Annotated in this window: 22 protein-coding genes; 21 read left to right on the top strand and 1 reads right to left on the bottom strand. The window is 61.9% G+C overall.

The window, feature by feature from the left end; translation table 11 throughout:
* Positions 1 to 31 precede the first annotated feature (31 nt).
* The 6 genes from A3AS_RS43245 (at position 32) to A3AS_RS47050 (ending at position 4,769) form a co-directional block, all read left to right on the top strand.
* The gene (locus A3AS_RS43245) at positions 32 to 670 is read left to right on the top strand and encodes an acyl-homoserine-lactone synthase (protein WP_049814792.1); all 639 of its coding nucleotides are present in this window, start codon (positions 32 to 34) and stop codon (positions 668 to 670) included.
* A 158-nt stretch (positions 671 to 828) separates the two neighbouring features.
* On the top strand, positions 829 to 1,233 hold the full coding sequence (locus tag A3AS_RS0106035; RefSeq protein WP_157644211.1) for an isochorismatase family protein: 405 nt from the start codon (positions 829 to 831) through the stop codon (positions 1,231 to 1,233).
* Positions 1,234 to 1,694: 461 nt separating this feature from the next.
* Entirely contained in the window at positions 1,695 to 2,663 is a 969-nt protein-coding gene (locus A3AS_RS0106030; RefSeq protein WP_018316697.1) for an ArdC family protein, read from the top strand.
* A gap of 121 nt (positions 2,664 to 2,784) precedes the next feature.
* The gene (locus tag A3AS_RS49955) at positions 2,785 to 3,009 is read left to right on the top strand and encodes a ParB N-terminal domain-containing protein (protein ID WP_049814791.1); all 225 of its coding nucleotides are present in this window, start codon (positions 2,785 to 2,787) and stop codon (positions 3,007 to 3,009) included.
* A 313-nt stretch (positions 3,010 to 3,322) separates the two neighbouring features.
* On the top strand, positions 3,323 to 4,444 hold the full coding sequence (locus A3AS_RS0106025) for a hypothetical protein (RefSeq protein WP_049814790.1): 1,122 nt from the start codon (positions 3,323 to 3,325) through the stop codon (positions 4,442 to 4,444).
* A gap of 172 nt (positions 4,445 to 4,616) precedes the next feature.
* Positions 4,617 to 4,769 (top strand): hypothetical protein, encoded by a 153-nt coding sequence (locus tag A3AS_RS47050; protein WP_157644210.1) that lies wholly within the window; start codon positions 4,617 to 4,619, stop codon positions 4,767 to 4,769.
* Between the two features lie 388 nt (positions 4,770 to 5,157).
* Here the strand turns inward: A3AS_RS47050 and A3AS_RS48895 are convergent, their stop codons facing one another.
* The gene (locus tag A3AS_RS48895) at positions 5,158 to 5,415 is read right to left on the bottom strand and encodes a hypothetical protein (protein ID WP_018316694.1); all 258 of its coding nucleotides are present in this window, start codon (positions 5,413 to 5,415) and stop codon (positions 5,158 to 5,160) included.
* 454 nt (positions 5,416 to 5,869) lie between these two features.
* Here A3AS_RS48895 and A3AS_RS0106005 point away from each other — a divergent pair, with 454 nt between their 5' ends.
* The 15 genes from A3AS_RS0106005 (at position 5,870) to trbL (ending at position 22,497) form a co-directional block, all read left to right on the top strand.
* On the top strand, positions 5,870 to 6,193 hold the full coding sequence (locus A3AS_RS0106005) for a DUF736 family protein (protein ID WP_018316693.1): 324 nt from the start codon (positions 5,870 to 5,872) through the stop codon (positions 6,191 to 6,193).
* A gap of 101 nt (positions 6,194 to 6,294) precedes the next feature.
* Positions 6,295 to 7,110 carry a DUF2285 domain-containing protein gene (locus A3AS_RS0106000; protein ID WP_157644209.1) on the top strand — a complete coding sequence of 272 codons (816 nt, stop codon included), beginning with the start codon at positions 6,295 to 6,297 and terminating at the stop codon, positions 7,108 to 7,110.
* Between the two features lie 148 nt (positions 7,111 to 7,258).
* Complete coding sequence (locus tag A3AS_RS0105995) at positions 7,259 to 7,483, top strand: helix-turn-helix domain-containing protein (protein WP_018316691.1); 225 nt, start codon at positions 7,259 to 7,261, stop codon at positions 7,481 to 7,483.
* Complete coding sequence (locus tag A3AS_RS43230) at positions 7,473 to 8,012, top strand: S26 family signal peptidase (protein WP_018316690.1); 540 nt, start codon at positions 7,473 to 7,475, stop codon at positions 8,010 to 8,012. The genes A3AS_RS0105995 and A3AS_RS43230 overlap by 11 nt, the downstream gene beginning before the upstream one ends.
* 422 nt (positions 8,013 to 8,434) lie before the next feature.
* Positions 8,435 to 9,448: a methyltransferase gene (locus tag A3AS_RS43225; RefSeq protein ID WP_018316689.1), complete on the top strand. Its 1,014-nt coding sequence runs from the start codon at positions 8,435 to 8,437 to the stop codon at positions 9,446 to 9,448.
* 396 nt (positions 9,449 to 9,844) lie between these two features.
* Positions 9,845 to 11,812 (top strand): relaxase/mobilization nuclease RlxS, encoded by a 1,968-nt coding sequence (gene rlxS / locus A3AS_RS0105975; protein WP_018316687.1) that lies wholly within the window; start codon positions 9,845 to 9,847, stop codon positions 11,810 to 11,812.
* Positions 11,813 to 11,998: 186 nt separating this feature from the next.
* A complete protein-coding gene (locus A3AS_RS0105970) occupies positions 11,999 to 13,141 on the top strand; it encodes a GSU2403 family nucleotidyltransferase fold protein (RefSeq protein WP_018316686.1) in 1,143 nt (380 codons plus the stop codon).
* A 625-nt stretch (positions 13,142 to 13,766) separates the two neighbouring features.
* Entirely contained in the window at positions 13,767 to 15,794 is a 2,028-nt protein-coding gene (locus A3AS_RS0105965) for a conjugal transfer protein TraG (protein WP_018316685.1), read from the top strand.
* Between the two features lie 12 nt (positions 15,795 to 15,806).
* A complete protein-coding gene (locus A3AS_RS43220; RefSeq protein WP_018316684.1) occupies positions 15,807 to 16,358 on the top strand; it encodes a hypothetical protein in 552 nt (183 codons plus the stop codon).
* Positions 16,351 to 17,334, top strand: coding sequence for a P-type conjugative transfer ATPase TrbB (gene trbB, locus A3AS_RS0105955; protein ID WP_049814787.1), 984 nt, complete (start codon positions 16,351 to 16,353; stop codon positions 17,332 to 17,334). The genes A3AS_RS43220 and trbB overlap by 8 nt, the downstream gene beginning before the upstream one ends.
* A 19-nt stretch (positions 17,335 to 17,353) precedes the next feature.
* Positions 17,354 to 17,722, top strand: coding sequence for a TrbC/VirB2 family protein (locus A3AS_RS0105950; RefSeq protein WP_084674789.1), 369 nt, complete (start codon positions 17,354 to 17,356; stop codon positions 17,720 to 17,722).
* Entirely contained in the window at positions 17,722 to 17,979 is a 258-nt protein-coding gene (locus A3AS_RS0105945) for a VirB3 family type IV secretion system protein (RefSeq protein ID WP_018316681.1), read from the top strand. The genes A3AS_RS0105950 and A3AS_RS0105945 overlap by 1 nt, the downstream gene beginning before the upstream one ends.
* Positions 17,973 to 20,540 carry a conjugal transfer protein TrbE gene (gene trbE / locus A3AS_RS0105940; RefSeq protein WP_018316680.1) on the top strand — a complete coding sequence of 856 codons (2,568 nt, stop codon included), beginning with the start codon at positions 17,973 to 17,975 and terminating at the stop codon, positions 20,538 to 20,540. The genes A3AS_RS0105945 and trbE overlap by 7 nt, the downstream gene beginning before the upstream one ends.
* Before the next feature lie 29 nt (positions 20,541 to 20,569).
* Positions 20,570 to 21,322 carry a P-type conjugative transfer protein TrbJ gene (trbJ, locus tag A3AS_RS0105935; RefSeq protein ID WP_018316679.1) on the top strand — a complete coding sequence of 251 codons (753 nt, stop codon included), beginning with the start codon at positions 20,570 to 20,572 and terminating at the stop codon, positions 21,320 to 21,322.
* An 11-nt stretch (positions 21,323 to 21,333) separates the two neighbouring features.
* Positions 21,334 to 22,497, top strand: a complete 1,164-nt coding sequence (trbL, locus tag A3AS_RS0105930) for a P-type conjugative transfer protein TrbL (RefSeq protein ID WP_018316678.1) — start codon at positions 21,334 to 21,336, stop codon at positions 22,495 to 22,497.
* Positions 22,498 to 22,499 lie beyond the last annotated feature (2 nt).

Genomic DNA, 22,499 nt, shown 5'->3' with positions numbered 1-22,499 from the left:
AAAGCCTCCCTGGTAACTCTAGGAGGTCGGTATGCACGCTATCGCGCTTCATACGTCTCAGTTTGGTCGCCATCTCGACCTTCTAACGTCGATGTATCGGCTCCGTCGGCGCGTCTTCAAAGACCGATTGGATTGGAGCGTGTCGGTATCGGGTGACCTGGAAATCGACGTCTATGATGCCCTGGGTCCCAACTATCTTCTCGTCGTCTCAGATGAGAATGAGGTTCTTGGCTGCGTCAGGCTTCTGCCGACGACTGGCCCAACCATGCTCGCCGACACCTTTGCCAATCTTCTGGGCAACAGGGCGGCGCCACGTGACGAGCGCATTCTCGAAAGCTCAAGATTTTGCGTCGACACGGAGCGCAGCGTCGATGCCGGCCGAACCGGCTTCAACCGCGCCACCTTCGTGCTGTTTGCCGCGATGCTCGAGGCGATGCGAGAAGAGGGAGCGCAATCCATCGTGACCGTCACTGATGCTCGAATGGAGCGCATCCTGAGGCGAGCGGGTTGGCCTCTGGAGCGGTTGTGTGAGCCCCAGCCGCTTGGGCAGACCCTGGCGCTTGCAGGATTTCTTCACGATTCAGAACAGGCGCTCGAGGCCATGTACCGCCAAGCCGGGGTGGACGGACCGGTTCTGGTCTCACTAGGTTCGGAACGCAAGATCGCCTGATCTTTCGGCGGTTGACAAAGTCTCGTTACATGCTGGCTGATCCGCGACATAGCTGCGTTGTTCTCTTGAACATGACGCGAGGCGGTGGAGTCGACGCTCAGGCGTCCGCCCTCGGTCGACGCGGAAACCTGACGTTGCTGCCGGCATGCCGAGAGGTCTTGGGTATCCGTCAGATCGCAGTCGGCGAGTATGAACGGGACAATGTTCCCGATCAAATCGCTATCGCTATCGAGCACTTCGATATCGATGCCTTGTCCGTTTGGCGGGATCCGCAGCTTGGAGCTTTCCTTGCGGAATCGGAGGCTAGCGTCGTCTTTCTGGGCGGATCATTTCTGGAAGAAGAGGTGCTGATCGCGGCGTTGGAAGGGGTGCGGCACGGGTACGACATCCGATTGCTCTCGGATTTGTCGGTCGCACGTGATGAAGCCGATCGGTCGATCGCTTTAGCTCGCCTAGCCCATCATGGCGTCCTCGCCACCACGATCCGACAAGCTCTCCTTGAATGGGCTGTGTCTCTGGGCGATCAGGCCGTCAGCCGGAGGGTTCAGCAATTGCTCTCGTAAATGGCGCCTCCCGCAAGCGGCCGCTTGCGGGCCGGGCTCGCGTGAACCGAGCCCGCTTTGCGGTCTCGGCCTTGCGGCTTCGATCCCTGGCGCAAACACGTCGTGCACGAATCCAGGCGCCACATGTCGTCTATGTGATTGATGGAGCCCCACGCTCTCGCTAACGCGTCGACGATGCCTTTGAGGGCGATGCTTTGAGGAGCCGGCCGCAGGCGGCCGGCGCTTTTAATGAGCCCCCGGAAGGCGGGGTGGGCGGCGCTCCCGCATAGCCCCGAACCGGCGGTCCGCAACCGCGCCTCGCTAGGTCTCTCTGTGTCGCTTGCGTGCTTGGCGCGGTCCTCCGCTGTCGCTCCGGCCGTTCCGGTGCGGTCCGCCTCTACGTTCGGGGCTTTGCCGTCGCTTCTCGCCGCCCACCCCCGCCTTTCGGGGGCAGGGCGCGGAAGAGAAGCGAGCAGATCGTCATGTCCAAGCGTTCAGCCCACCATCACGCGACCAAACCGAAGGCAAGTCTTTACGAGGAAATCACCGCCCACATCGTCACCGATCTGGAGGCGGGCATCTTCCCGTGGGCCCGGCCATGGGGCACAGGGGGCGCCAATCAGGCTTGTGCGCTGCCGAGAAATGCAGCCACGGGCAAAGCCTATTCGGGGATCAACGTCCTGATCCTTTGGGGGCGGCTGTTTGAGTGCAGCTTTGCCTCGTCGCGGTGGCTCACTTTCCGCCAAGCCTCAAGTCTCGGCGCTACAGTTCGCAAGGGCGAGCACGGCGTTACCGTCTGCTACGCCGACCGCTTCGTTCCCAAGCGCGAGGAGGGTGACGCAAGCCGCACCTCTCAAGACTTGCAGGAAGCGGACGGAGCGGCCGTTCCGTTTCTGCGGCGCTACACCGTCTTCAACGTCGATCAATGCGACAACCTGCCGGACCATTGCCTCGTCGAAGCGCCAGCCTTGCCTGAGCGCGAGATCGTGCCGCAGGCGGAAGCACTTACTATCGCAACGCGCGCCGATATCCGCATCGGCGGTGCAAAAGCGTTCTATTCGCCATCAGAGGACACGGTCCACGTCCCGCCTCAGCCCGCCTTCTTCGAGCAGATCAATTATTACCGCACGCTGTTTCACGAGCTCGGGCACTGGACTGGTCACCTCTCGCGCCTGAACCGGGAGCTATCAGGCGCATTCGGTTCAAAACTCTACGCCAATGAAGAGCTGATCGCGGAACTGACGGCAGCCTTCGTCTGCGCTGCGCTGTCGATCGAGCCCATCGTCCGCCATGCCGACTATCTCGGCTCGTGGCTCAAGGTCCTTCGGGAAGACAGCCGCGCGATCTTCCGCGCGGCCAGCAAGGCCTCGAAGGCCGCCGACTTCCTGCTTGCCTTCGCAGAAGCCGGCGAGACCTCCGCAACTGCGGCCCAGCCGGAGATTGGCTCGTAACGACAGGGCGAACGAGGGCGCCCGTCCTCGCTCGCCCCGTGAACGGCCTCTCGACATCGGGCTCTTTCACGAGGTCGCCTGCAATCAAACGAGCCCACTCTCAAGGACAAGGACCCCAGACATGGAACTGCGCAACATCGCCCTTAGCAATCTCAGGATCGCAAACGTCAACGTCCGGCACGGCCGGAAAGCCCCAGATATCTCCGACATCCTGCCATCGGTTCGCGCGCGCGGCGTGCTTCAGCCTCTGCTAGTCCGGCCCCACGGCGACGCCTTCGAGATTGTCGCCGGACGTGCGCGATTACGGAAGCCGACAGCGATGCCGAAGCCCTGGAAGCATCCCTGATCGAGAACGTGGCACGCGCGCCCATGGATGAACTGCAGGAATATGAAGCGTTCGCCAAGCTCCTGAAACAGGGAAAGACCGCGCCAACATCGCCCAAACGTTCGGGCAAACCGAGCGCTACATCAAACAGCGCCTTGCGCTGGCAGGTCTCAACGGCGCCATCAAGGAGGCCTACCGGAACGGCAATATCGAGCCTGAGGAGCTGCAACTGCTCGCCACCGCCACGCGCAGCCGGCAAAAGGACTGGGTCGCGGCGTTTGAAGCGGAGAATGGTCCGGACGGCGATGCCGATGGAGCGCCCAGAGGGCACCAGTTGAAGCAATGGCTGTTCGGGACGGAGCAGATCGCAACGACCGCTGCGTTGTTTCCGCAGGAGGCCTACAAGGGCGACATCGTCACTGATCTTTTTGGCGACGCCAGCTATTTTGCCGATGCCGCCGCATTCTGGGCCTTGCAGAACGTCGCCATTGCCAGCTTGAGAGACGACCTTGCGGCCAAAGGCTGGAAGGTTACCGTGCTCGACAGGGGCGCGCGCTTTCCGTCATGGCGATATGACGAGGTCCCGTTGGAGGAGGGCGGCGAAGCCTTCATCGAGGTCCGCAACAATGGCGAGGTGGAGATACACGAAGGCTATCGAGCTTACGCGGAGACGTGCGGACCGGCCGAGGCAGAAGAAGTCGACCGCGCACCGCAAGCCGCGCGAGCTGAACTCACCAAGGCCGCCGAGAACTATCTTGCCCTGCATCGGCATGCCATCGTCCGCGCTGAACTGCTGGCTCACCCTGGCATTGCCCTGCGCCTCGCGGCGGCTCACATGATCGCGAGTTCGCCGCTTTGGAGCGTCAAACCTGATCCGCAGCGGGCCGACAAGGAAACGACCAGCCAAAGCGTAGCGTCAAGTCCCGCTCAATCGGCCCTCGATACAGAACGGCACGCCGTTCTCGAACTCTTGCAGCTCGAGAAGAGCTATTACGGGACCGTGACGCGCGGTAATGGCGATCCATTTACCGCGGCTAGCTTGTTTGCCGGACTGCTGGCGCTGCCCGAGGAGGCCGTGCTGCGGATCCTTGCCGTTGTCATGGCCGAGACCTTGGCGGCGGGCTCGATCCTCACCGAGGCCGCGGGACTGGCGATCAAGCCGGACGTGACGCGGTGGTGGAAGCTGGACGGCGTCTTCCTCGACCTCCTCAACGATCGGGCCGAGATCAACGCATTGCTGTCCGAGGTTGCAGGCAAGGCTGTCGCGGATGCCAATGTGTCGGAGCCCGGCAAGGTGCAGAAGAAGATCATCCACGACTGCCTGAACGGCGAGGGAAGGGAGCGCGCCGACGGGTTCGTGCCGCGCTACATGAGCTTCCCCATCGGCCATTATGATCCGAACAAGACCCTCGAAATTGTCTCCGCGTCAGAGGGCCTTAACGCTTTGTTTACCTGAGCTTGAGCCGGCCGATTCGGGCGCGGACGGCCTTGCCGTGCCCGAATTTGACCCTCGCCGAGTCGCAAAAGAGTCAATCTGGCGCGCGGCAAATTTCGTCAATTGAGAGCGGCGCGACTCATCCTATAGCTCGATCCAGTTGAGCTGAGTGCACCGCATCATGGAGCCGAGGATGGTGAACCCATTCAAGCTTTTTCACGAACCGCAAGCGGTCAGGCTTAGTCGCATTTGTCTCGCCCGAGCTATCGTTTGTCTGTCGGCGCTGGCTTCCAACGCGGTGCTGTTGCTGAAGGTCGTGCCGACCATGATCAGCGGGCTCAACTGATCGTCGCGTATCTGACAGGAAGGCCACAGCCGACGAGAGCGCGTCCTTAAAATCGAAGCCGGACCGTTCCACGCGATGCTGCGCTTAACGATCCGGCTTCACAGCTGGTTCAAACCACTCTCGGCCAGGGCGCCCAATCGACTTCGCGCAAGCTCGACGCTGCCTTAGCCCCGGCGCCTCTTGAGACTGAAAGCGGGTAGGCGAAGAGCTACTTCTTTTTCTTCGCGGCTTTTTTCGCGGTGGTCTTCTTCGCCTTCTTCGGCGCGGTCTTCTTCGCCTTCTTCGCTTTCTTGGCCATGTGCCCTCCGTCAATGCATGAAGCTAAAAGTGCAGACCGGGAATCGGCATGCACACAAATGATTGTAACATCGAACATGCGAGATTGACATCACGGCACGCCGACACGTGTGTTGCGCCTTCGAGTCGCGTCTCTCTTCGCCGTCAAGTTTGCAGCAATGAGGAGCGGCACGGCCCTCGCGAGCAGATCCGATGCGCCGATGAGCGTCAGTCCGCCGGCGTTACCAATCGCTGCAAATACGCTGTCGTCGCCCTGGCCGGAAGCACCACCGAAATTGGCGTAGAGCTTGCGCGGGCCAAACTCGGGCGCTGCCAGCGACAGGCTCACATAGTCCTTCTCGCCGTTCACTGTGGGCGGATCCAGCCCGACCGATCTCGGCGCCCAGGGGAATGACCCGGAAGTTAGGATGGGTCTTTCGGGGCTCTTGCCGCGGTTTGGATGATGCAGATGCGGACCAGGAGCAAGACCTGACACGGCATTGTAGCTGCGGGGTCGTCTTGTTCCGGCCGACCGGGTTGGTCTTGTCCTCTTCTGCTGTCAGCAGCGGGCTGATCCCCTCATGCGTGGCGAACAGACCTATGGGAAGCGCTCCGCCGGTCAAAACCTTCCCCGCCAGCTTTTTTCCCCGCCGGAGGAAAGGTCCGGCTCCTCGCGGCCGCTTCGCTGCAAATAAGCTTTCGGCTCAGGTGCTCCGCATGCGCTGCGCCCCGAAGGCGGGTTCGAAGGCGTTTCGCTTCCCATCACGGTCTCGCCATCGCGAGGGGATCGGCTCCTCGCGAAAACAACAGAAGAGGACAAGACCATGACCGCGATCGGATACGTCACCAAGAACGACAACGGCAGCTACAAGGGCCAGCTCAAGACCGTCTCTATCCGGGCCGACATCGACATCATCCCGAACCGCGACAAGACCGCCGAGACCCATCCCGACTTCCGCGTCTTCACGCAAGGCGTCGAGATCGGGGCAGGCTGGATCCGCCGCGGAGAGAACAGCCGCAAGGACTATGTGAGCCTGTCGCTGGCAGCGCCCGAGTTCGGCCCGCGCAAGCTCTACGCCAATCTCGGCCGCGCCGCCGGCCAGGACGACGACAGCGTGTTTGCGCTGATCTGGAATCCGGCGGACTGACGCCCCACGGCCCCCGCGAGAGCTGCTCGCGGGGGCCGTGCTCTTGCCCCATTTGGACAGAACCATCCAAAGTTGTATGAGTGCTTCTGGAGGAGCGCTTATTGAACCGGTCGGTGAATTCCAAGCAAGGCCAAGACAACGATCATGCCTCGTCCTGCTCGCCCGCGACCTATGACGGCGGCGATTGGGCTTGGGAGTTCTTGCGGCGGAACGTCGACTATGTCGCCGACTGGCGAAGCAGCGTTCCCCAGCACTTGCCGTGCATCACTCTGAACGATGGCACGAAGCTGTTGCGGCTCAGGCGGCGGTTTCTCCAAGCAGAGAAGTGGGGGCTTTATGCGTTCACAGATCCAAGACTCTGCGCTCGCCAAGCACCCGCATTCTGGCACTCCAATGCTTTGAAACGAGTGGTGCGCCTCAATGCCAGGAAGCCGAAGGAGGGCGAGGCGAACGTCCGCCGGCTTGCCGATTTCAACGCCGAGCGACATGCGGTGATCGGCGTAGATGGTGTTCCGCTGGTCGTGATGAAGCGCAATGGCGTTAGCGTTCCCCTCGAAATCCACGGCCTTTCGGTACTGACAGCGGCGTTCACGCCTGTCTACGAGCTGCACGATCTCGACGATCTCACAGCCGAGACCGAGCTTTTAAGGCGTTTGCAGCGCCTCACCGACGCCGACTTTAGAGCGGCTCAAAAACCGTCTTTTGCTGCCGATGAGCGCCTCCAGCAGGCTCTCATCGCGCTCGACGAGAGCCTCAAAGGCAAGACGTATCGACAGATCGCAATTGCGATCTTCGGGGAGAAGAAAGTTACTGAGGAATGGCACAGTCATAGTCAATTCTTGCGCGATCGCACGCGACGCCTCGTCGCCAAGGGCACCGCATTGATGAAGGGCGGTTACCGCGACCTTCTGGCCTGAGAATTTTTCCTTCTCATTTGACGAACTTTGCCCGCGCAGGATGGCGAAAGCTCGCCTCCCATCTTCGCCACTCCACAAAGCCCTTCCAATCTGACGACGCTTCTTCTTGCACCTCTTGGTTGTACGGGGGTGTTGGAAGGACAGCTGGATGACGATCACGAAAACTGACGACAAGGAACCGGACAAGCCGTTCCTCAATACGGTCGAGGCGGCCGCCTGGCTCAGGCTCACCAAGAACACGCTGGAGAAGATGCGGGTCCAGGGCAGGGGACCGGTCTACCGCAAGCACGGACGCTATGTCCGCTATCACATCGAAGACCTCGTCGAATGGTCACATGCGAGCAAGAGGAGGTCGACCTCCGATGCGGATTGATCGCACGAGATTATGGAGCCAGGCCTCGACGCTCTCGGCCATGTGCGCCGGCATCATTACGCTTCTGATGTCGTCCGCGCCCGCGGTGCCGGTTCTGATCTACAATGCCACCGGCAGCGCGCCGCTGGGCTTCTACTATGTGGAGCCGCGGCTGCCGGCGCGCGGCGAGCTCGCCGTCTTCAAGCCACCTCCTAAAATCGAACTCCTGATCATCGCGCACCAGATCCTGCCTATGCCCGTGCCGCTTCTCAAGCGCGTCGAGGCTATTGGCGGAGACGAAATCTGCCGGGCCAAGGAGCCGATCGGTACGATCTCCATCAACGGAAAGGTCGTCGCCGAGGTGCTGGATAAAGACCGGCAAGGGCGGCCTCTGCCGGCCTGGGAGGGCTGCATGAGGCTCGTGGAAGGAGAATATTTCCTGCTGCAGCCACATCCGAATTCCTTCGACTCGCGGTACTTCGGGCCAGTGCTTCGCTGCGATATCCTGGGTGTGGCACGTCCACTCTGGACGTGGAATCCGGATATGTGAGCGGTTGGCTGAACGGGCGCGCGTCCGAAACAAGGCGCGCGCCGTCGTATTTGCCCCTCGGCTAAAAGCCCCGATCAGCAGAAGCCGCGTCAGGCCGGCAGGCAAGGCCTTCCAGCGCAAAGCTGACAAACCTCCACGACGCCCCGCCGGATCGCGACGTTGATGATCAGAAGGTCGATCGCCAGCTCGTGCGCCGTTTGCATGCGTAAGTCACTCTTCTTTTGAGAGGGGGACTTGAGGGGCGCTGCCCCGTCACCCCTGCAAGACTTTCTTTCGTCCTCCGGTGCAGCAAGTCGGTCGCACGTCGCAGCTCACGCTGCTCGGTGCAACCGCGTTGCGCACCATCGGATTCGCGCCGCTCAGGCCGGCGCCGAAACAAGCTCTTGCCCCCGAAACCCCGGTCTCGCCGACGGGCAGGCGGCATGGCGAAGGCCATGCGCGCCGCGCCGATCAAACGCCCAGCAAGGGCCGACAAGCGAGACATCACGATGGCAAAATTGACGAAAGCGGAGGCCAAGGCACATGCTGAGGCCGTTGAACTGCTCAAGAAGGACGTCCTTACCTACGATGAGCGCGTATTTGTCCTGGACAACTGGCACGAGGGCGCAAGCCACATCAACGGATCGGCCGGGGCATTCTTTACCCCTAGCGGCCTTGCCGGAGACTTCGCAATCGATGCTTACGGCGGCCGAACCGTCGACCTTTGCGCCGGAATTGGCGCACTCGCGTTCCACGTCTATTGGAGGGCGCACTACGCGCGGGGCCGCGACGAGCCACAGAAAGAGATCGTCTGTATCGAGCGTAATCCTGCCTATGTCGAGGTCGGGCGCAAGGTGCTGCCGGAAGCCAATTGGATTTGCGCCGATGTGTTCGATCTGGACTTGCCAAGCCTCGGTCACTTCGGTTGCGCGATCGCAAATCCCCCATTCGGAGCCACTCCCAGGATCGGAAGCGGACCGCGCTACACGGGGCGCTCTTTCGAGTTTCACGTGATCGATATCGCCTCTGATATCGCCGACTATGGCGCGTTCATCATTCCGCAGGCGTCTGCACCGTTCCAATATAGCGGCGTGCAGTGCTACCGAGAACGCAAGAGCGCGGATTATCTCAAGTTCACGGAACAGACCGGAATTCATCTCGAAGCGGGCTGCGGCGTGGACTGCTCTTTCTATCGCGACGCGTGGAAGGGAGTCGCGCCAAACGTCGAAATCGTCTGCGCGAATTTCGAAGAAATCCCTCGCAACAAGGTCCAATCGTCAACCGACCCGGAGGCGGAATTGCGCGCCTTGTGGAGCAAAAAGGGCGTCCCGGCGGAGCGGCAGGACGCGACAATTAGCGAGATCGACGCCAAAGCAAAGGTCGGAATTCGGTTTGACGAACGCCCCGTCCAGGCCGACTTGTTCACTGATCTTGGGCCCAACGCACCCAGGCGCTGACGGTTGCTGCGGCGAATTTCGTCCGCATAATTGCCATCTGAGCGAGACAGGCGGCAAGCCTATTTCGCTCAGTCGGCCTCCGGGCACCTGATGAATTTCGGCGCTCGTCGGTACGGCCCAAGGGCCGTTGATGACTTCAGCCATTTTCATTCAGACACGGGCCACCTTTGACCTCTTGGTCAAGGGGCAAAAAATGCGGGAGGGCAAGATAAAAGCACTGGCGCTACATGGCGCCTAAGCCGTTGTCTGCACATCCAAGATTTGGCGCCGCCTAGGTCCTCGGTGTCGCCACGTTCGACCCAACCCAATGGCGAACTTGCGCAATTGCGTCTGCGTCTTGGCGAACGCTCCTCGGCTTCACATATCGCCGGTTCAGTCAAACGCCGGACGCGGGCCATGCGAGAAATCGACGACGAATTCGAAGTGAAGCTTGGAAGGATCGGCAACCGCAGAGCCAGGAAAGCGACCAGCTATCTTCGACGCGTTCGGCAAGAGGCAGCCAAGGCCGGCGCGAACGCGCGTGTAGGTTCCGCGTTCAGCGGCGGACGCATTGGCCGCGGCCGCGCGCAAGGCGCGGTGTTGGCCGGGCGCGCGCGGAGCCACGGACAACGCCGTGTCGTGGTCAAGGCCCGGATCGTGCGGATCAAGTCAGGTGACCTAGGCGCCGTGCAGGCTCACCTCCGATATGTCCAGCGCGACGGCGTCACACGCGAGGGCGAGCCGGGGGAGCTATACGACGCTGGTAACGACCGCGCGGATGGTAAAAGCTTTACGGAGCGCAGCGCCGGCGATCGCCACCAGTTCCGCTTTATCGTGGCGCCGGAAGACAGCGCGGAGCTGGCGGACCTGAAGCCTTTCGTCCGCGACCTCATGCAGCAGATGGAGCAGGACCTCGGCACCAAGCTCGACTGGGTTGCTGCCGATCATTTCAACACCGGCCATCCCCATACCCACATCGTCCTGCGCGGCAAGGACGATGAAGGAAATGACCTCGTCATCGCCCGCGACTATATCGCTCACGGCTTTCGGTCGCGGGCAGCGGAGCTCATCACGCGCGAACTCGGTCCTGAAACGGAGATCGAGGTCGTCCGCAAGCTTCAGCAGGAGATCACGGCCGAACGGCTTACTCGGGTTGACCGAGGCATCCTGCGCGACGCTCGCGACGGAGTGCTCGAGCCGGGCGCGCTGTCTAGACGAGAGCCCGCTTGGCAAACGGCGCGGATCGGACGGTTGCGAACCCTGGAGCGGATGGGGTTGGCAGAAGAGGCTGAACCGGGGCGTTGGCGGATCGACCCTGAGCTTGAGCCCAAGCTCAGACGCATGGGGGAGCGCGGCGACATCATCAAGACCATGCATCGCGAGATGGCCGCCGCTGGGATTTCGAAGGCCGCCGGCGACTATACGATCTTCGATCCGGAACGAGACGGTCAGCGTCTGGTCGGGCGGGTCGTCGGCGAAGGGTTTGCGGATGAACTGACAGAGCGCCGCTATGTGGTGATCGATGGGTTGGACGGGCGGACGCACTACGCTGAGATTGGTACGCTTGGCGCCAATGAAGAAGCGCCTGTCCGGAACACGATTCTGGGACTCAGGTCGCGCGCCGCTGAACCGCGCGCGACCGATCGGACGATCGCTAGCATCGCCGCTCGCCATGGCGGCATCTACAGCGACCGTCTGCATCAGGAATTCGACCCGCAAGCATCAGGCGAATTTGTCGGATCCCACGTGCGGCGCCTGGAGGCGATGCGGCGTGAAGGGATGATCAATCGGCTCGCCGATGGCAGTTGGAGCGTGGGGCGGGACTATCTGGACCGGGCGCTTCGATACGAGAAGCTCCAGCAATCGCGCAATCCGGTGCGGGTCGCGGTGCTGTCTTGGCAAAGGCTCGAGGATCTGCCGCAGGCTCTGGGTGCAACCTGGCTCGATCGCAAGCTCGTTGGGAAGGAGCCCGATGAGCTCGCGTCGGCCGGGTTTGGCGCCGACGTCGAGACCGCGTTGCGAGCAAGGCGGCAATGGTTGACCGAGCAGGGGCTGGCGCGGGAGGAAGGCGGCCAGATCCGCTTTGCGAGGAATATGCTCGAGACGCTCGAGGCGCGCGAACTGGCAAAGACCGCCGCAGATATATCCACGCGCACTGGCCTTGAGCATCTCGACGTCAAGGCCGGCGACAAGATCGACGGCGTCTACCCGCGCATGCTGACGCTGAACAGCGGACGGTTCGCCTTGATCGAGCGATCCCATGAGTTCGTGCTGGTGCCCTGGCGGCCGGTGCTGGAGCGGGCGCGCGGGCAATTGGTGACCGGCCAGGTCGGCGGGGAGGGTATATCCTGGTCGGTCGGCATCAAGCGCGGGATTGGACGATAGAGGCTGGATTTCATCAGCGGTAGCTCAGTTTTCCCGCGAGGCGGTTCGCAAGTAGCTCAATTTTTACCATGTAAGTCATTGAAAAATATAGTAGTTATACTATTTTAGCGATTCTAGTATATCTCAGTTTTCTCCGAGTTCCAGAAGTTATACTGTTTTCGCGAAAATAGTATAACGAGGTCTGCCATGGCGCCAAACCAACGCCTCGATATCTCCTACCAGACGCTCTATTCGGAGCTCGTCCAGCGCAGCCTGGATGAAAGCTTCACATCCGACTTCTCCGCCAACGGCCGGTTCGTGGCCGTCGCGGTCAAGGGCAAAAAATACTGGTACTTCGACACGCCCAAACCTGAGGGAGGGGCCCAGGATCGCCGCTATGTCGGTCTGGTCGATGACCCCGAAATCACCAAAAGGGTTGAAGCGTTCAAGGATTTGAAGGCCGACCTCAAGGGACGGCGCCGCCTTGTTTCCACACTGACGCGCGAAGCACACCTGCCGCGTCCTTTGCCCGTGGCAGGCCAAGTGGTGGAAGAACTGGCGAAGGCGGGCTTCTTCCGTATGAGGGGCGTGCTCGTCGGCACCGTCGCCTACCAGTGCTACTCCGCTGTGCTCGGCCGACGTCTTGATGCGGTCGCTATGCAGACCGGCGATGCCGACTTTGCGCAATTCCATGAAATCTCGGTCGCGATCAAGGATTCCATGCCTCCGATCCTGGAGGTACTTCGACATGTCGATCCGACCTTCCGCGAGATTCCGAGCCAGGCCGACGGCAGGGTCTCCACCCAATTCGTCTCGCGAGACAACTTCAAGGTCGAATTTCTGACGCCGAATCAGTGGTCCGACGATCAGGCCGGCAAGCCCGTCGCGATGCCGGCCTTGGGCGGAGCGGCGGCACTTCCGCTCCGCTTCCTCGACTACCTGATCTACCAGCCCATCCGCGCGGTGCTTCTGCACGGAGCGGGCGTGTCAGTCCTCATTCCATCGCCCGAACGCTACGCCATCCACAAGCTCATCGTCGGTTCCCGTCGTAAGGAGGATCGCGACGCTACCGCAAAGAGTTCGAAGGATCGGCTTCAAGCCCGATCGATCACTGAGGCGATGATCGCAAATCGGCAGCACGCTGATCTTGCATCCGCCTTCATGGAGGCATGGGATCGTGGCGATCAGTGGAAAGCCGCGATCCGCACGAGCATCGCCACCTATGACGATGACTTCCAGCAGTCGCTCCGAACCGAACTTTCGAAGGGTGTATCCGAGCTCGGCTCCGATCCAGCCGGTTACGATCTGCCGGATAAGCCGATTGGCGAGCCGGCCCCTCCGCCAAGATGACCTGCGGACGGCAGCCAGGTGCCGGCCTCGAACTTCCTGCTCCAACATCGCTTCGACCAGCAGCCGCCGCAGCACAAGCGTGGCTTCAATGCTCGCCTCTGTCACGCGGGTGCTGGCGATGAAGATGCCGATATAGGCTGCCGATCACGTCGACGTTCATGCTGGACGCTGCGTCTGGCCTAACATGACCCGCGGCAGTGATCGGGCTGTGAGCGATCGGGCTATCTAAGCCTAGTTGGCTCTTGCTCGCCAAATGGCATGTCGATCGCTGATCCGTTCGACACCTTGCGCCTGGGTACAACTAGATCCAGCTCAGTCTTACGGAATCGCACTTTGGCGCTCCATGGCCGAGCGCGACTCGCACAGGGGCGCGACGGTGTTGAGCGCCAATCGCCAAGGCTAAGTGGGTGACATGGCAACGAGATGCTATTTGCGCCAAGCGCTCACGCGCTGTTGAAGCATTCGATGACGCTGCGCTGATCTTGATCTTCAAGTCCGGCGCCTGATCAGGCTTGATCAATCTCGCGCTCGCTGACATCGCGACTTTTTATTTCGATTGAAGACCTGCTGCATTCGCCGTTTTCATCGCGCCGCTCACGTGGGGTGAGTGGGTGGGGCGAACCGGATGTTTCCAGCAAAAATCTATGTCGGACAGATCGCCGTTGTGTTCGGCATCGTGGTTGTGTCGACGTGGGGCGCCACGCAGTGGACCGCCGCAGCTCTCGGCTATCAGCAGCGCCTCGGTGAACCCTGGTTTCTGATCGTCGGCTATCGCGTCTATCTGCCTTGGCGATTGTTCGAATGGTGGTTTGCGTACGAAGCCTATGCGCCCGAGATATTCGAGGAGGGCGGAGCCATCGCTGCTGGCGGCGGAATCGCCGGCGCGCTGTTTGCGATCGTCAATTCGGTGTGGCGGGCGCGCCAAAGCCAATTGGTGACGACTTACGGTTCGGCTCGGTGGGCGACGGGGAAGGAAATCAAGACGGCTGGCCTGTTCGCCTCGAAGGGCGTTTTCCTGGGGCGCGTCGAGAACAACTATCTGCGCCACGACGGACCTGAACACGTCATGTGCTTTGCGCCAACCCGATCGGGCAAGGGCGTCGGATTGGTATTGCCCACACTGCTGTCGTGGACGTCGTCGGCGGTGGTGCACGACATCAAGGGCGAAAACTGGGAATTGACCTCCGGTTGGCGTTCGACGTTCTCGCATTGCTTGCTGTTCAATCCCACGGACGAGCGCAGCGCCCGCTACAATCCGCTGCTCGAGGTGCGCAAAGGCGCGGCCGAGGTCCGCGACGTCCAGAACATTGCCGACATTTTGGTCGACCCTGAAGGCGCACTCGAACGTCGAACCCATTGGGAAAAGACCAGTCACTCCCTACTGGTCGGCGTCATCCTTCACGTCCTTTATGCGGAAGAGAAGAAGACGCTCACTCGCGTCACCGAGATCCTGGCAGATCCTGCGCAATCCTTCGAGAAGACGCTCAGGATCATGCTGGCGACCAATCACCTCGGCACCGAGGCGCAGCCGAAAGTACATCCCGTCGTCGCCGCGACCGCACGAGAGCTGCTCAACAAGTCCGAAAACGAACGTTCCGGCGTTTTGTCGACTGCCGTGAGCTTTCTCGGGCTTTACCGCGACCCCGTCGTCAGCCGAAACACCGAGTCCTGTGATTGGCGCATCGCCGACCTCGTGAGCGCCGACAAGCCGGTCACGCTCTATCTCGTCGTTCCGCCATCAGACATCAGTAGGACCAAGCCGCTGATCAGGCTGATCCTCAACCAGATCGGCCGCCGGCTGACCGAGACGCTGAATACCAAGGCAGGCGACGTCAAGCACCGTCAGCTCCTGATGATGCTGGATGAGTTTCCCGCGCTTGGCCGGCTCGACTTCTTCGAAAGTGCGCTCGCGTTCATGGCCGGCTATGGCATCCGCGCCTATCTGATCGCGCAGTCGCTCAACCAGATCGCAAAGGCGTATGGGGAGAACAACGCGATCCTGGACAATTGTCACGTCCGCATTGCCTTCGCAGCCAACGACGAGCGCACCGCCAAACGCATCTCAGACGCCCTCGGCACCGCTACCGAACTACGTGCACAGCGCAACTATGCCGGTCATCGGCTAGCTCCCTGGCTTGGCCATGTCATGGTCAGCCGGCAGGAGACCGCGCGTCCTTTGCTGACGCCGGGCGAAGTGATGCAGCTGCCCCCGGACCAGGCCATCGTGCTGGTCTCGGGGTTAGCACCAGTCCGCGCGATCAAGCTGCGGCACTACGAGGACGGAAACTTCGTCAATCGCCTGCGCAAGCCGCCGAACTTGGTAGGCGATAAGTACGCCGATCGGCCGCCAGCCCGCGCCGACGATTGGAAGGGTGAGGTGCGCGCCACTGATCTTCGCCTTGCGAGCCTGCCTTACCGCGAGCTCATGCAGACCAGTGGCGAGGAGGGGGGCCTCAAGCAGCAATTGGCGTTGTTCGACGAGGCCGCGCCGGCATTGAACGAGACGCGCGCCTTCGAGGAACGATTGCTCGACGACGAGTCAGACGTCGCCTCTGAGCGCAGCCAGATGCAGCAGGCCGCAGGCGCATCCAGCACCGTGCGCCGAGCCCACGCCGTCACCCGCGACGATGACGACCTTCTTCCCTCGTTCTGAAGAGATCCCCTGATGAAACCGAAACTGTCGGCCTACGTCTCTGAAAGTGTGGCGCAGCGGCTCGAGCTCGCCGCGAAGCGTCCCGGAGCCAATAAGTCAGCTATTGTCGATGCTGCGCTGGATCGTTTTCTCAACCCCGAGCGAGACGCTAGCGGCGACGCGGCGCTAATCCGAAGGCTGGACCGGATGAGCCGGCAATTGGAGCGAGCCGACCGCGACGTGAGCGTCCTGGCGGAGACCATCGCGCTCTTCATCCGCTACTACCTGACCATCACTCCGCCGCTGCCTTCGCAAGATCAGGATGCGGCGCGTGCGCTGGGACGTGAGCGGTTCGAGATGTTTGTCGCCCAGGTCGGCAAACGCGTCGCCTCCGGTGGCCGGCTTGTCGCTGACGTCATGGACCGGGTCAGCGCCTCGAAGCCGGATCTCTTCATGCGGAACCTCGAGGAGGGCGCTCCCCTGGGAGCCGTCCAACCTAGCGACACTGGATCCCGTGCGCAGAACGCGACGGGTGAGCCGCCGGAGCATCCTCCGGCAGGGCGAGAGGAGGTCGGCAATGTCTGATCTCCTCTCGCCAGAAACCCGCGAACGACGCCGGGGCATGTTGCGAACGGCGATGGGACCTGCAATCGCCCTGGCTCTGGAAGAGCCTGACGTCGTCGAGGTCATGGTCAATCCCGATGGGAGGCTCTGGCTTGATCGGCACGGGACGGGCCGCGCAGATACTGGCGTCGTTCTGACGCCGCAGGAGTCGGAGCGGATCATCCGGCTTGTCGCCAGCCACGTGCGGGCGGAAGCGAGCGGTTCGTCTCCAATCGTCTCGGCGGAACTCCCCGAAACGGGTGAACGCTTTGAAGGTGTCTTGCCGCCGGTCGCGCTCGCCCCTTGCTTTGCCATCCGCAAGCCTGCAACGACCACGTTCCGCCTTTCCGACTACGTCAAGGCGCAGATTGCCTCGCCGCTGATGGCGAAGGTGCTGATTACTGCCGTCACCGAGGCGCGCAGCATCCTGATCGCCGGTGGAACCGGCTCGGGCAAGACGACGCTTGCCAACGCGCTTCTTGCGGAGATCGCCGGCCTCGAAGAACGGGTCGTCATCATCGAAGACACCCGAGAGCTGCGATGCGATGCAAAGGACGCCGTGACGCTCAGGACCAAATCCGGCGTAGCAAGCCTTGCCGACCTCGTCCGTTCAACGCTGCGCTTGCGGCCTGACCGGATCATCGTCGGTGAGGTCAGAGGCGCCGAAGCCCTCGACATGCTGAAGGCCTGGAATACGGGCCACCCCGGCGGAATAGCCACGGTTCATGCCAACTCGGCACGCGCTGCGCTCTACCGGATCGAGCAGCTCATTCAGGAAGCGGTCGCAACCGTGCCGCGCCGGCTCATTGCCGAGGCAATCGACCTGATTGTCTTCATCAAGGGGCGCGGGCCCGCTCGGCGCATCGAGACCGTCGCCGAGCTCAAAGGCCTCGATCCGTCAGGCGACTACTTGCTTGAGATTCCGCCCGGACTTCCAAACACCTCCCACCGCCCCTGAGCCCCAAGGAGACTGCAATATGTCCATTCGACTGCCTCTCAATGTGTGTTCGCGCCTTCGCGATCTCTGTTCGGTCAGCGGATTGCCCTTGGCCACATTCGGCCTCGCCTCGGCTTACGTGCTCATTAGCGTCACGGCAGCGAACGCCGCTGGTTCGGGCATGCCTTGGGAAGCCCCGCTCGAGCGCGTCCTGGAATCCGTGCAGGGGCCCGTCGCCAAGATCGTCGCCGTCATCATCATCACGGTGACCGGTATATCGCTCGCCTTTGGCGACACCTCCGGCGGATTCCGCAAGATGGTCCAGGTCGTGTTTGGCCTCTCGATCGCCTTCGCTGCGAGTTCGTTCTTCCTGTCCTTCTTCTCGTTCGGTGGCGGAGCGCTGATCTGATGCGCTCCGATGGTTTTGAACTCGTGCTCCACCGTTCGTTGACCGAACCCATCCTGATTGGCGGCGCCCCGCGTGCCGCCGCCATCCTGATCGGGACCCTCTCGGCCGTGCTCGCACTCGGCCTGCGCCTTTGGCTCGCAGGACTCGTGCTCTGGGTCATCGGACACAGTGCAGCCGTTTGGCTTGCCAAACGCGATCCGGCCTTTGTCGAGGTCGCCATCCGTCATACCAAACACAAAGGGCGACTCGCATGCTGAACCTGAAGGAATTCCGCGGCAACGCCTATCGCCTGGCTGATTGGTTGCCATGGGCATGCCTGGTCGCTCCTGGCGTCATCCTGAACAAGGATGGCAGCTTTCAACGAACGATGCGCTACCGCGGACCGGATCTCGACAGCGCGACTGAGGCCGAGCTGATGAGCGTCGTCTCCCGCGTCAACAACGTCCTGAAGCGCTTTGGATCGGGCTGGGCTCTCTTCTTCGATGCTACGCGCATCCCGACTGGCGAATATCCGAGGTCGGACTTTCCCGATCCGGTGTCGTGGCTGGTGGATGAGGAGCGGCGGGCGGGTTTCGAAGGCCCCGCCGAGGTCGCCTGGGAAGATCCGTCACGCCCGGGCGGGCAGCATTTCGAGAGCGTGCTGCATCTGACGTTGATGTACTTGCCGCCCGCCGAAAGGGTCTCGCGCCTCGAAGGGCTTTTTCTCGATGGCCCCACGGCGAGGGATCGCGCGGCTGGAGGACAACGCGCTCGTCGCGGCCAAATGCCCAAACCTCCTGAGCAGGGTGACGTCGACGACGGGGAGACCGACGGCCAACGGAGATTTGACAGCGACCAGAAAGGCTATCGCGATCACCTCCAAAGATTCATCCAGGAAACTGATCGGGCAATCGATCTGCTCTCGTCGGTCTTGCCTGAGATCTGGCCCCTCAACGACGAGGAGACGCTGACCTATCTTCATAGCTGTGTCTCGACCAAGCGCCATCCGGTCAGCGTTCCCAAGATCCCGGCCTATCTCGATTGTTTCCTCAGCGACGAGCCCTTGACCGGCGGATTGTCACCCGCGATCGGACGAAGCCATCTGCGCGTGCTCACGGTGCTGGGGTTTCCGCACGTCACCTTTCCTGGCCTGCTGGACGAATTGAACCGGCTTGGCGTTGCCTATCGCTGGTCAACACGATTCATTCCGCTCGACCGTACCCAGGCAAACGCGACGCTGTCCCGTTACCGGCGGCAGTGGTTTGCCAAACGGAAGTCGCTTGCAGCGATCCTCAAGGAGGTCATGTTCAACGAGCAGGCGGCGCTCCTCGACACCGACGCCAGCAACAAGGCGCTCGACGCCGACGCGGCGCTCTCCGAGCTTGGCGACGATCTGGTTGCCTTCGGCTACATCACGACGACCGTCACCGTGAGCGATGAGGACTCGCATCAAGCGGACGAGAAGATGCGCGCAGTCGAGCGGGTAATCAACAGCCGTGGGTTCACGGCCATCCGCGAGAGCGTCAACGCGGTGGAAGCCTGGCTCGGCGGCCTGCCGGGTCAAGCCTATGCCAACATCCGCCAGCCGATCGTTCATACGCTGAACCTTGCGCATATGTGCCCGTTGTCGGCGGTATGGGCAGGACCGGACCGGTGCGAGCACCTTGATGGCCCGCCGCTTCTGATCGCCAAGACCAAGGGCGCGACCCCGTTCAGGTTATCGCTCCACGCCGGCGACGTTGGGCACACCATCATTGTCGGTCCGACCGGGGCGGGCAAGTCGGTCCTGCTCTCGATGCTCGCTCTTCAATTCCGCCGATATCCGAATGCGCAACTGATCACGTTTGACAAGGGTCGGTCAGCGCGGGTCACGACGCTCGCGTTGTCGGGGTCCTGGTACGAGCTGGGCGCCAAGGGCGGTATCGCCTTTCAGCCGCTCAAGGACGTCGCGGAGGAGGGGGCGAGACTCTGGGCGCTCGACTGGCTCTGTGGCGTGCTCGCCCATGAGGGCGTGACCGTGACACCCGACGTCAAGGAGACGCTGTGGTCGGCGCTGAGGAGCCTCGGGTCTGCGCCCGTCTCGCAGCGGACGATGACCGGCCTTGTGGCGCTACTTGCCCGCGACGCGCTCCGCCAGGCATTGCAGCCTTACACGCTGGAAGGACCATACGGCCGTTTCCTGGATGCGGATGCCGACCGTCTCTCCGGCGCCGACGTGCTCACCTTCGAGATGGAAGAACTGATGGCATTGCCAGGACTGGTGGCGCCGGTTCTGACCTATCTCTTCCACACCCTTGAAGAGCGCTTTGATGGCCGGCCTACGCTACTGGTGCTGGACGAGGCCTGGGTGTTTCTGGATGATCCGCTGTTTGCGAGCCGAATTCGCGAATGGTTGAAGACGTTGCGCAAGAAGAACGTCTCGGTCATTTTTGCGACCCAGTCGCTGGCTGATATCGCCGACAGCCAGATCGCGCCGGCGATCATCGAATCCTGCCCAAGCCGGATATTCCTCCCGAACCCTCGTGCGCTGGAGCCAACCCAGACCGAGACCTATCGCCGGTTCGGCTTGAACGACACGCAAGTCCACCTGATAGCGGAAGCATTCCCGAAGCGCGACTACTACCTGCAGTCCCGCGCCGGAAACCGCCTGTTTGAGCTTGGTCTCGGACCGGTGGCGCTCGCGCTCGTCGCAGCTTTCTCGCCAGAAGATCAGCGGACCGTCGATGCGGTTGTGTCCCGCTCCGGCCCCCATCACTTTGCCAAGCGCTATCTCGCCGAGCGCGGACTGCACTGGGCCGCGAACCTGATCAGCACCTTCGAGCAGGCCCAGAAAGCCTGATCCCAATCCTAACGTTTAAGGAGCCACCTATGCTGAAGATCTTCGGCACGCCTGTCGCATGCCAAACTCTAAGGGCGACCGCAATTGTCGCGCTATCCTTCGTCATTGCGCTGAACGGATCCCGACGGCTTGGGGCGCAAGTCGTCGTCTTCGATCCATCGAACTATAGCCAAAATCTCCTAACGGCTGCTCGCACGCTCGAGCAGATCAACAACCAGGTCAGGAGCCTACAGAACCAGGCGCAGTCGCTGCTCAATCAGGCCAGGAATCTTACGAACCTCCCCACAAGCGTCGTCGGCCAGCTCACGTCAACGATCAATCAGATGAACACGCTGATTGGTGAAGCAAAGAACGTCTCATTCGATGTCCAGAAGACCCAGCAGGAGTTTGAGCGCTTTTATCCTCGGCAGTACGCGGCAGCCGTCTCGTCGGACAAGATGGTGCAGGACGCGACGTCACGCTGGGACAATAGCTACGACGGATTGAAGCAATCGCTCGCAGTTCAATCGGCCATTGTCAGCGGCCTGGATCAAGACGGCCAGACGCTCCGAACCCTGATGGCAAACTCGTCTGCGGCCGTCGGCTCGCTGCAGGCCCAACAGTCCGGCAACGAGTTGCTCGCCCTGCAGATCAAGCAGTCGTTGCAGGCCCAGGCGCTCATGGCAACGCAGGCGCGCGCGGACACGTTGCGTGCAGCCGAACAGCAGGCCTCGTCGGCTGCAGCGAAGGAGCGCTTTACTCGCTTCATCGGCGATGGCCATGCCTACACCGGCGGCAAGTAGGGGAGGGCGCCATGGCTGATCTCTCCGTCATCGACCGCTTCACCGAGACTTTCTCGCGCTACATCGACTCTGGCTTTGGCCTCCTGTCCGGCGACGTCTCATTCTTGAGCTCAACGTTGATCGCCATCGACCTCACGCTCGCCGGGCTGGCCTGGAGCATGCGCGCGGACGACCACATCATGGTTACGCTCGCCAAGAAGGTGCTCTATGTCGGTGCGTTCGCGTTCATTGTCGGCAACTTCAAGAGCTTGGCCGATATCGTCTTCGCGTCTTTCTCCAGCATTGGTCTGAAGGCATCTGGCGGGAGCTTAAGTGCTGCCGACTTGGCGCGGCCAGGCTTTGTCGCCTCCGCCGGGTTTACAGCCGCCCATCCTCTCCTGGAGGAGACCGGCCAATTCTCGGGCTTTGACGTCCTGACTAACCTGCCGACGATCCTGATCCTGCTGTTCTGCTGGATCCTGATCGTGCTCGCGTTCTTCGTGCTCTCGGTGCAGCTCTTCGTCACGCTGATCGAGTTCAAGCTGACAACGCTTGCAAGCTTCATCCTCGTGCCGTTCGCACTGTGGGGAAAGACCGCATTCTTGGCGGAAAAGACCCTCGGTAACGTGGTCGCCTCGGGGGTGAAGGTGATGGTGCTGGCGATCATCATCGGCATCGGTTCGACCATCTTCGGTCAGCTCGCGAGCACGTTGACGCGGCCGGTCGATATCGTATCGGCCATGAGCTTGTTGCTGGCGGCCCTTTCGCTGTTTGGCCTTGGCATCTTCGGCCCGGGAATCGCGGCGGGACTGGTCTCAGGTGCGCCTCAGTTGGGCGCAGGTGCAGCCGCGGGTACGGTGGCGGGTGCGGCGGCTGTCGTGATCGGCGGCGGAGCGGCAGCCGCAGGAGGCTTACGCCTTGCCGCGGGCGGTTCAATGGCTGCGGTTCGCTCCGCAGCATCGCTCACCGGAGCGTCCTCTGCTGCGGGCACGTCAGCTCGGGCCGCGACCGTGGATCAGCTATCGAGTGCGAGTACTGGCGGCGCAACGAACGGGGCGGCCGCTTCAGGCGCAGGGCGTGCGACGGCGTCGTCAGCACGCGGACACGCAAGGGAGGCGGCCCAAGTCGCCGCCCACACTCTGAGGGAGGGTGACAAAGGCGGGCATTCGTCGGGCCCGAAGTTGGGGGAGGAGTAAGA

It is taken from the genome of Bradyrhizobium sp. WSM2793 (assembly GCF_000379585.1).
GTDB lineage: Bacteria > Pseudomonadota > Alphaproteobacteria > Rhizobiales > Xanthobacteraceae > Bradyrhizobium.
Note: the sequence above shows the minus strand (reverse complement) of the source record. Positions and strands in the feature narration are given on the sequence as shown.